The organism is Nodularia sp. UHCC 0506, assembly GCF_034931045.1.
Classification (GTDB): domain Bacteria; phylum Cyanobacteriota; class Cyanobacteriia; order Cyanobacteriales; family Nostocaceae; genus Nodularia.
Window position 1 is genome coordinate 5,006 of sequence record NZ_JAYGHH010000064.1, and the last position, 7,517, is coordinate 12,522.

The window sequence follows — 7,517 nt, forward strand, 5'->3', positions numbered from 1 at the left end:
ATTATGGGGCAGCGAAACAATTAACTTTAGAGTATTTACAGCCATTAGCAAATTCTGTTTCTATGTTTTTTCCTAATTGCAAATCCGATCAAGAAACTGGAGCAAAAAAGGGATGTATAGTCTTAGGAACAAACAAAAATGTGACTAAAATTCTGGAAAACACTAAAACATTAGTAAAATGTATATAAAAAATAATTCAAAGTCACCTGATTTTATGATTTAAGTTCTATCAAAAAAAACAAAATTATGGCAAAAATAAAGACAATCCAAAAATTAGCTACAAATTATCTCCAGCAGTTTAATTTACTGAATGCAACTCGATTTTTATTCCTAGATATATTAACTAAACTGTTTGATTCTAATTTGATACATAGCTATTCTCAAACAGGAGAAGATAGAATTATACACGCTATTATTAATATCTATGGTAAATGGGAAAAAGCTGATTTTTCCTCACAGTATTATGTGGAAGTTGGATGTAATGAACCTATACAATATTCCAATACTTTCGATTTATATAAACGAGGGTGGAAGGGATTATGTATAGATGGTAATGAACTTTTGATTAATAAATTCAAAAAACTACGCCCTAATGATACAAGTGTATGTGCTGTTGTATCTAATTCTAAGGATAAAATCACTTTCACAGAGTTTAGTGATTCTGGTGTATCTTCTGTAAATCAACAACACATTGAAGAGTGGAAAAAATATAGTAAAATTGTAAGCCAAAAGAAGATAACACCTATCTCACTCAATGAAGTCTTAGATAAATATCAAGCGCCTAAACAATTTGGGTTACTCTCGATAGATGTAGAAGGTCATGATTTTGAGGTACTTTCATCCATTAATCTAGATATTTATCAACCTACCTTGATAATAGTTGAAATGACTGGATTTAATATATCAAATGTAGATTCTAGCAATATTTTTAAATATCTCAAAAATTATGGCTACAAAATTATTGCATTTGCGATTGGTAATGCTTATTTTCTGAGGTCAAATTCTATCTAAAATATCTGTTTGTGGTTTTTACGATAAATTTTCATCCTTTTTAGTAAGAAAAATGTATCCACCTTTTACAACTTATTTGCACCAGTGGCGTTCTAAATTAAAACGTAAACTAACATCCAAACCATCTGGTGAATTTTGGGAAAAAACTCCTTTAAATTCACCAGATACAGTTTATAAAGAGATTCTTAAAAGTATTGAGAATCAACTTCCTATGTGTGTAGCTAGGGTTGGAAGTGTTGAAGCTAAAATTATTCTCTGGTCTCAAAATATTACTATTCCCTGTTATCCTTTTGGAAGATGGAAAACATCATTTGATGACACTATCAGTGGAGTAACAAATGCTGGAATACGTCCTCGCTCTCGTCATTCTTACCAACAGTATGGTCAACTAGCTTTTGATTTGTTAAGTTATATTGACCATTGGGCAGTATGGTGTACCAATTATGAAGCAGTTTTAATCAATCAATGTAATCATAAACCAAGTCTTTGTGAGGGTGAAATTCTTGCCCCAACAATGCAGTTTCCAATCCATTGGATTGATGCTTTAGACACAAAACGGATTCTTATTATTAGTCCTTTTCAAGATTCAATTCAACATCAAATTCCTAAACTACTTGATATATGGCCTTCCCGTCAATGGTTAATAAATTCACAAATTACTTTTTATAAATTTCCTTACTTAATTGATGACAACTGTTTATTGAATTGGTGGGATGTTTACAATGAAATTGCAACAATTTTGACAACTGACCAATATGATGTAGCTTTATTCGGTTGTGGTGGATTAGGTTTGCCCTTAGCGGCGCTCGCTAAAAGATCCGGGAAAATAGGAATCCACTTAGGTGGTCATCTTCAGCTTTTATTTGGAATTTATGGTAATCGTCATCTAGAACAGGAATGGCATAGGTGTTGTATAAATTCTTTCTGGATTCGACCACTCAGCCATGAAGTAGCTCAAACAGCAAACCGCGTAGAAAAATCCTGTTATTGGTGAATACCTTGAGGTAGTCCGCGATAGCCGAAGGCTTAAGCTTTGTTTATCGCTTTCGTCTGTTCCAGCTTATTCTCAACTCAAGTTAACTACTAACCTACCTTAAATGAACTATTATATTCAAGAAGCAAATTCTTTAGAAGCCGATTTCAAAGATAGGGGTATTATTATTATTCTGGGATGGTATTTCGGCTTGGGAGCATTGATACAGTCAACGGTTAATAGTATTTGGCTGGCTAAGAAGTTGGGAAAAACTCCTTACATCTGGTGGGGTCATTCTTGCCTGTATACTGATAAAGCTCTTGGTGGAAATACTTATTCAAGACTATTTCAAGCACCTGAAGATCATGTACTTCCAACTCTTGCAGGCAGAACATCCATTTACCCTAAAGTTTGGGAACCTATTGCCTCTGGCAAAACAATTGATGTTGAAATTCTTGATGCACAAGCTTCTGCTCTGGCATCCTGCCAAAATTTGCATTTAACAAGCTATGAGCATGATGATATTGTAGCTAGTGATCTCTGTATTATTTATCAATATCTATCTAGTGATTTAGCCCGCTCTATCGCCTCAGCACAGGGAATAATTATTAGCGAAGATCAATATATCAAAGAATGTAATGATATATTTGCTTATTATTTTCAGCCACAGCCAAAAATTAAAGCATCAGCAGATGCAATTTGGAAAGAAATTTTCGGAAACCAAAAATCTGTGATTGGAATGCACTGTCGCGGTACTGACAAAGTTATCGAGAAAGCGATTCCCTCTCCCCGTGACTACCTTCGTACCATACAAAAATTAATTAAGATCAACAAAAGTGATTACTTCTTCATTGCGACTGATAGCCAGGTTTACCTAGAACGCCTCAAGCACGAATTGTGCAAATTGGGAACTGTAGGCGTTCAGGATATAGTGAGATCACAAGGAAGATCAGCTCTTCATTTCAAACCCAATGGAGCATTTGAGAATGGGGTTGCAATGGTGATTGATATAGAACTCTTGTGCCGATGTAAAGTGGTATTTGCGTTTCCCGGTTCTCAGATATTTTGGTGGTTAAGTCGCAAGCGAGATGGAGAGAAACTAGATTTTAATCTCATATCAGTACAACCAAGCATTATTGAATGGGTACATCCAGCATTTGCTGTTCTTCGTATACAGGGATGGCTTGGTCTGATAAATTTTCTTCGTATCCAAAAATCAAGGATGCTATCTTTCTTTAAAGCAAAATTTTTTTAGAGCGATTAACATACCATATGCCAACTATATCGGTAATTATCCCTAACTTTAATCGAGAAAATCTTGTCGGTGAAACTATCCAAAATATGTTGGGTCAGTCCCTACCTCCCCACGAGATCATTGTTGTCGATGATGGTTCAACGGACGGTTCAGTGGACGTAATTCGCTCTTTTGGGTCACGAGTAACTTTAATTCAACAAGAAAATAAAGGACCAGGTGCAGCTCGTAATGCAGGATTAGCAGTTGCAACGGGGGACTATATCCAGTTTATGGATAGTGATGATTTGGCAAGTCATAACAAGCTGGAAGTACAAGTTGCAGCGTTAGAGCAAAATCAAGCTGATATGGCTTATAGTCCCTGGGCAAAAGTTTATATTGAAAATAAATCTGTTGCGTTTCAAGATCATGTTCTGCAAAAACAACCCCTTCCCCAAGCTCTCAGTATTTTAGAATGGTTTTTAAGTGGATGGTCAATAGTTTTACAAACCTGCTTATTTCGCAGACACTTTTTAAGCAAAATTGAGCCTTTTAGGACTGATTTATTAGTTTGGGAAGATGGCGATTTTATGGTTCGCTTGTTTTCACTAATACCAAAAATTGCTTTTGTGCCGGAATGTTTGACTCTTTATCGATTACACTCTTATCAAAAATTAACTGAGTCGGGAACGTCTGATTTACGTCGTTTACAAGATCGTGTCTCTACTTATCCGGAATTTTGCCAAATTATTAATAATTACTCTCCTAATCTTAAGTATATTGTTCGTTTAAATTTGGGATTAGATGCCTGGAAATTGTGGAATTCTATGCAACAATTCCCTTCATTTTCAATAGTAGACATGAATAAAATTAAAGAGATGTGGAACTTTTACCCCTCATTTGTTTGGTATTTGTTTAGCTACTTTAGAAGAGGTATGATACGTTTACGTTGGCATAATACAGGAAGTCGATGGATTCGTCCTTATCAATCTTGTTTTCCTTCTGAGATGGAATATACCTTAATTAGAGCTATAGGATTAAAAATCAGTTGATCATGAACGACCAGCAATTAAAATGGCTAATTGTCGAAGATGCGCTGCGAGATCAAAAAGGTCATTGGTTTGAATATATTAGTACCTTCTGGCGAGGATTGCAGCAACTAGGCGACGAAGTAACTATTTTGGCTGATAGAGAAGCGCAGCCTTTCATTTTAGAACATCTTAAAGCCCTACCCGTGCTTCCTCATTCTATTTGGCATCGCATGAGTGATGGCGCTAACCCCCTCATTCGTTACATACGGCTTCCTGTTCACGCTTGGCAAACGGTGAGAGCGATGAAACGATTTTTGTCACAAAAAAACACCTATGATGTTATCTTTGTGGCTACAGTCCTTGTCCATCATTTATTAGGTTGGACTTGGTTAATCAAACGTTATTTACTTGCAACGCAAACGCGAGTTATTCTGTTTTTTCCTAATGCTCCCGTAAATTATGATTTAGCCACGGGAAACTATACATGGTCAAATTCCCTCACCACACGGTTACTCAGATTTTTATTGAAAATCTTAACTGCTGAAGTCCAGAGTAGACAGGTTATATTAGGGGTTGAAACTTACCCCATGCAAAAAGCCTTAACCCAACTCAGTGGTTTACCATTTACCTATTTTCCCCATCCCGTTGAACCTTTAAGTAACAATTTCTTAGAGCAATCATCACCTGAAGGAAAATTAGTCATGGGTTCCTATGGTGCAGCACGGCATGAAAAGGGTAATGACATCCTGTATCGGGCTATATCAGAGTTTAATAAGCTTGATTCTGATTTGGATATCCAGTTTAATTTGCAATGCTTGGAGGGATTTGAAGAAGAAAGGGCTTTACTATCTGATAGTATCAATGTAACTTGGTTAACACAGTATTTTCAACCTGGTGAGTACCCCTTCTACCTTAACCAAACCGACGTGATGCTTTTGCCCTATCGCTTTTCTTCCTATTGTCTGCGCGTGTCTAGGGTTGTTATTGAGGCGATGGTTAATGGCATTGCGGTGATTGCAACTGATGGCACTACCTTAGCAGAACAAGCAGCTGAATTTGGGGCTTTAGTGAAATGCAAGAATGAAGATCATGTGAGTCTTGCTCAGGCTATTCACTACGCAGCGAGTCATTACCGAGAACTCAATGCACAGGCACAAGATTCAGTCCTTAAAGCCCAATCGCATTTTTCAGTTAAGCAGTTTAGAGAAATTATTCTCATTAGAGCAAAGCTCATTAGTAATAAATAAATGCTATTTTTTGGCTCGTCACATTAATAGAAAACTGTCAACCCTAAACTGGTAAAGGTTTAGAATGTGTTGGTTAGAGTACATGAATTCAAGGAGAAAGTGGTGTCTTTAGGTATTATTATTCCGCTTAAAGCTAAAAAGGTTTAGAATGTATTGGTTAGAGTACATGAATTCAAGGAGAAAGTGGTGTCTTTAGGTATTATTATTCCGCTTAAAGCTAAAAAAGTGAGTAGATCTTGGGAAATTACATCTAATCTATTACATAATACCCTTCTATCACTTCAGAACCAATCATCACAAAATTATCATGCTGTTGTTGTTGGACATGATCGGCCTCATTTATCTGCTTTGAGGCATGATCTGATTAATTTTATACATACTGAATTTGAGATTCCTCCGCTAAAAAAAGGTGGTAGTTATTCTAAATATTCTGATTTTGATAGGATAATTGACAAATACAGAAAAATAGCCGAAGGATATTGCTTCCTTGAATCCAAAAATATTCAATACTTTATGGTTTTAGATGCAGATGATTTAATCCACAAAGATTTAAGTAAATATATTTTGGCGGATTGTAATCCTCATGGATATATTCTTAAAGCTGGATATGAGTATTTTAGCAAAGCAAAAAGAGTAATTCCCAGAAAAAAATTGGATAAAATATGTGGTTCTACTACTATAATTCATGCTAATCATATGCCCAAAATTGACACCGTAAATGATGAATCTCTTAAATTAATACCTTGGTGTTTCCTCTCTCATTCTCAAATGGAAGAATATTTTTTTAAAAAAAAATCACCTCTAAAAACTGTTCCTTTTAAAAGTTTAATGTATGTGTTACAGCATGATGACAATAGTTCTGATGAATTTCGGTCAACATTGAAGGCCAAATTTAGAGAGCAATTGAAAATTTTCATTCTAGGGCATCATATTTCTGATCAAGTAAAGTTAGATTTTGCATTAGATTCAACATACAATGATAAGAAAATTGGGATTTAAATAAATTATGAACAGGAAAATCGTTGAATTTGTAAATAATTTTTTACATTATTATGGCTTTCATATTATGAGAAGGTATAGGATTCCCCAATCTAATCTGAACTTACTTTCAATGGCAGTGCCAGCATTATTACATAATACTAAAAACAAAGTTTTTTTTCTACAAGTAGGAGCATCAGATGGTTTAACAAATGATCCTCTAAATCCAATGATTAATAAATACAGTTCTCAGATTGAAGGAATTTGTATTGAACCATTATCTAATGTTTTTAAAAAACTAGTATCTAATTACTCTGCTTATTCTGGAATAAAATGTGAAAATTCTGCCCTTACAGATTGTGACGATGAAATTTTTATGTATTCCCCTGTCAGCGAAGATGGTTCTCAAAAAACCAGCCTTAAATTAGATGTTCTTAATGGACATGGATTTTCTGAAATCGAGAAAATTAAAGTAAGCGGTATTTCGCTGTCAAGTTTAGTTAAAAAATATGAAATTACTGATATTGATATTCTGCAAGTAGATGTAGAAGGATATGATTATCAAGTGATTCGTATGGTTCTCGATTTTGGTTTTTCACCTAGTATTATTCACTTTGAGAGCCTTCATCTTAATAAAGATGAAATGGCAGCATCAAGAGCTATGCTTTCAGAAAATGGATATTTATGCATCGAAACATCAAAAGATACTCTGGCAGTGAAAAAACACCTTACTTTCTAGTAAATTTAACTTTATTTATTAAGCAATATTGATAGGAGTTATTTTTTGCTTCGCTTACTTTATTTCTCACCCGCATGGTCAGGGGGACTAGCAGACTATGCCCATGAACAAGCACAAGCTCTAGGACGTAGGGGCATTAAAGTTACCTTATTGACTTCTCCAGCCTACAAAAAAGAGAAGACAGACCTATATACAATAAAGCAAAGTTTAGTCTCTACAGGTGCATTTAATTTCCCCTTAGCCTTAGTGCGAAAAGCAGTCTTAGCTGCTAATATGCTGCAAAATTACGCTAAATTGGCTAAAATTA

Annotated in this window: 9 protein-coding genes; all 9 read left to right on the plus strand. The window is 35.1% G+C overall.

Translation table 11 applies throughout. The features are described 5' to 3' along the window. Positions 1-188 (plus strand): hypothetical protein (locus tag VB654_RS23010; RefSeq protein ID WP_323216147.1); only part of this gene is annotated, 188 nt, incomplete at its 5' end. A gap of 58 nt (positions 189-246) precedes the next feature. Beyond that, positions 247-1,011, plus strand: a complete 765-nt coding sequence (locus VB654_RS23015) for an FkbM family methyltransferase (protein ID WP_323216148.1) — start codon at positions 247-249, stop codon at positions 1,009-1,011. 52 nt (positions 1,012-1,063) lie between these two features. Further along, positions 1,064-2,005 carry a hypothetical protein gene (locus VB654_RS23020; protein WP_323216150.1) on the plus strand — a complete coding sequence of 314 codons (942 nt, stop codon included), beginning with the start codon at positions 1,064-1,066 and terminating at the stop codon, positions 2,003-2,005. A 103-nt stretch (positions 2,006-2,108) separates the two neighbouring features. Continuing rightward, entirely contained in the window at positions 2,109-3,239 is a 1,131-nt protein-coding gene (locus VB654_RS23025; protein WP_323216151.1) for a nodulation protein NodZ, read from the plus strand. A 17-nt stretch (positions 3,240-3,256) separates the two neighbouring features. Next, complete coding sequence (locus VB654_RS23030) at positions 3,257-4,267, plus strand: glycosyltransferase family 2 protein (RefSeq protein WP_323216152.1); 1,011 nt, start codon at positions 3,257-3,259, stop codon at positions 4,265-4,267. A gap of 2 nt (positions 4,268-4,269) precedes the next feature. After that, positions 4,270-5,493: a glycosyltransferase gene (locus VB654_RS23035; RefSeq protein ID WP_323216153.1), complete on the plus strand. Its 1,224-nt coding sequence runs from the start codon at positions 4,270-4,272 to the stop codon at positions 5,491-5,493. Between the two features lie 186 nt (positions 5,494-5,679). After that, the gene (locus VB654_RS23040) at positions 5,680-6,492 is read left to right on the plus strand and encodes a hypothetical protein (RefSeq protein ID WP_323216154.1); all 813 of its coding nucleotides are present in this window, start codon (positions 5,680-5,682) and stop codon (positions 6,490-6,492) included. A 112-nt stretch (positions 6,493-6,604) separates the two neighbouring features. Further along, on the plus strand, positions 6,605-7,210 hold the full coding sequence (locus VB654_RS23045) for an FkbM family methyltransferase (RefSeq protein ID WP_323216155.1): 606 nt from the start codon (positions 6,605-6,607) through the stop codon (positions 7,208-7,210). Between the two features lie 45 nt (positions 7,211-7,255). Then, positions 7,256-7,517: hypothetical protein (locus VB654_RS23050; protein ID WP_323216156.1), on the plus strand; the 262-nt coding region annotated here is incomplete at its 3' end.